Genomic DNA, 2,517 nt, shown 5'->3' with positions numbered 1-2,517 from the left:
TGTGGATCGGCGTGGAAAAGGGACCCCGGTAGCGGGGTGATCGGCGTCGAAAAAGGACCCCTCATCCCGGTGGTCTAGGGTGCTCGCTTGGCGGTGTGTCAGGCGGCGAGATCGGGATGCTGGTATTGGAGACGGTGTTGAGGATCCGGCGCGAGCACGCGTCGGGGAAGGCCATCAAGGCGATAGCGCGGGACCTGCACCTGTCGCGCAAGGTGGTGCGCAAGGCGATCCGGGCGCCGGAGGCGGACATGGGCTACCGGCGGGAGGTGCAGCCGCTGCCGAAGCTGGGGCCGTTTCAGACGCGACTGGATGCGTTGCTGGAGGAAGACGAGGCACGGCCGCGGCGCGAGAAGCTGCGCCTCACGCGTATCCACGATCTGCTGCTGCGCGAGGGGTTCGACGGCTCATACGACGCGGTGCGCCGCTATGCGGCCCGCTGGCGGCAGGCGCGGCGTCGCGACGTGATGAATGCGCCGGCGTTCATCCCGCTGCTGTTCCGACCAGGCGAGGCGTATCAGTTCGACTGGAGCCACGAGGACGTCGAGATCGCGGGCAAGCCGATGCGCGTGAAGGTCGCCCATGTGCGGCTGTGCGCTTCGCGGGCCATGTATGTGCGAGCCTATCCGCGCGAGACACAGGAGATGGTGTTCGACGCCCATGCGCGGGCGTTCGCCTTCTTCGGAGGCGTGCCGACGCGCGGCATCTACGACAACATGAAGACGGCGGTGACGAGCGTGTTCACCGGCAAGGAGCGGGTCTTCAACCGGCGTTTCCTGGTCATGGCCAACCACTATATGGTCGAGCCGACGGCCTGCTCGCCGGCGTCAGGCTGGGAGAAGGGCCAGGTCGAAAACCAGGTGCAGACCGCGCGTGGCAGGCTTTTCCAGCCGCGCTTGCGCTTTGCCAGCATCGAGGAGCTGAACGGCTGGCTGGAGGCGGAGTGTCGTCGCTGGGCCGACATGCACCGGCATCCGGAGCAGAAGGAGCTGACCGTCGCGCAGGCATGGGCTGCCGAGCGTGGCGTGCTCCAGCCGGTCGTCGCGCCCTTCGACGGCTTCCATGAGAGCGAGCACGCGGTGAGCGGCACATGCCTCATCAGCTTCGACCGCAACCGCTACTCCGTCTCCGCCCGGGCGGTTCGGCGGGCTGTCCAGGTCCGCGCCTATGCCGACCGCATCGTCGTGCGCTGCGACGGCCAGGTCGTCGCCGACCATCCCCGGTTCTTCGGGCGTGACCGGACCATCTACGACCCCTGGCATTACCTGCCGGTGCTGGTGACCAAGCCGGGCGCCCTGCGCAATGGCGCGCCGTTCCAGGGCTGGGAGCTGCCGCCTGCGCTGTCACGACTGCGCCGCAAGCTCGGCGCCGGTGACGATGCCGACCGGCGGTTCGTGCGCGTGCTGGCAGCCGTGCTCGACGACGGGCTGGAGGCGGTGGAAGCGGCCGTGCGCGAAGCATTGCTGGCGGGCACCGCCAGCGACGACGTCATCGTCAACATCCTGGCCCGCCGACGCGAGCCGCCCCGGCCGCTGACCATCGTCACGCCCGAGGACCTGGCGCTGCGCCACCCGCCGCGTGCCGACTGCACCCGCTATGACAGCCTGCGAGGCCTCCATGCAGCGGCATGAGATGATGACGGCCATGGCGGACCTTGGCCTCAAGGGCATGGCTGGCGCCTTCGACGAGGCCGTCACCACCGGGCTGCAGCGCAAGCGCACGACCATGGAGATCCTGACCGACCTGCTGCGTGCCGAGGCAACGTACCGCCATGCGGCGTCCGTCCGCTACCGGATGTCGGCCGCCAGGCTGCCGGCGGTGAAGGACCTCGACGCCTTCGTCTTCGACGACACCCCCATCAACGAGGGCCTGGTGCGCTCCTTGCACAGTGGCTCGTTCCTCCCCGGCCGGCGCAACGTCGTGCTGGTCGGTGGAACGGGCACCGGCAAGACGCATCTGGCCACCGCGATTACCGCCAACGTGGTGCGGGCCGGCGCCCGCGGGCGCTACTTCAACACGGTCGACCTGGTGAACCGGCTCGAGGAGGAAACGCGCCTCGGCAAAGCCGGTGCGCTCGCCAACCAGCTCTCCCGGCTCGACCTCGTGGTGCTCGACGAACTCGGCTACCTGCCCTTTGCCCGCTCGGGCGGTCAGCTGCTCTTCCACCTGGTCAGCAAGCTTTACGAGCAGACCTCGGTCATCGTCACGACGAACCTCGCCTTTGGCGAGTGGCCGACCGTCTTCGGCGACCCCAAGATGACCACCGCGCTGCTCGACCGCATTACCCACCACTGCGACATCGTCGAGACCGGCAACGACAGCTGGCGCTTCAAGCACCGCAGCTAACGCCCGGAACACCCGGCAGAGAACGCTTCGCGCTGGTTGCGCCTCCGGTCGGGCTACGCCCGCCCTACGCCGCAACCAGCGCGAACGGTGCGCCCGTCATACCCGTCACGCTGCTCGACGAAGGGGGTCCCTTTTGCACGCCGATAGGGGGTCCTTTTTGGACGCCGATTGACA

Annotated in this window: 2 protein-coding genes; both read left to right on the top strand. The window is 68.4% G+C overall.

Annotated features, from left to right (window positions below):
• The first annotated feature begins 116 nt into the window (after window positions 1–116).
• Window positions 117–1,628: an IS21 family transposase gene (gene istA, locus ACP7A3_RS20875; RefSeq protein ID WP_084445614.1), complete on the top strand. Its 1,512-nt coding sequence runs from the start codon at window positions 117–119 to the stop codon at window positions 1,626–1,628.
• A complete protein-coding gene (istB, locus tag ACP7A3_RS20870; protein WP_061781607.1) occupies window positions 1,615–2,343 on the top strand; it encodes an IS21-like element helper ATPase IstB in 729 nt (242 codons plus the stop codon). The genes istA and istB overlap by 14 nt, the downstream gene beginning before the upstream one ends.
• Window positions 2,344–2,517 lie beyond the last annotated feature (174 nt).

The organism is Sphingomonas sp. DC5200-1 (assembly GCF_049897245.1).
Lineage (GTDB): Bacteria > Pseudomonadota > Alphaproteobacteria > Sphingomonadales > Sphingomonadaceae > Sphingomonas > Sphingomonas aquatilis.
The sequence above is the reverse complement of the archived record's forward strand: the minus strand, read 5'-3'. Positions and strand labels throughout refer to the sequence as shown.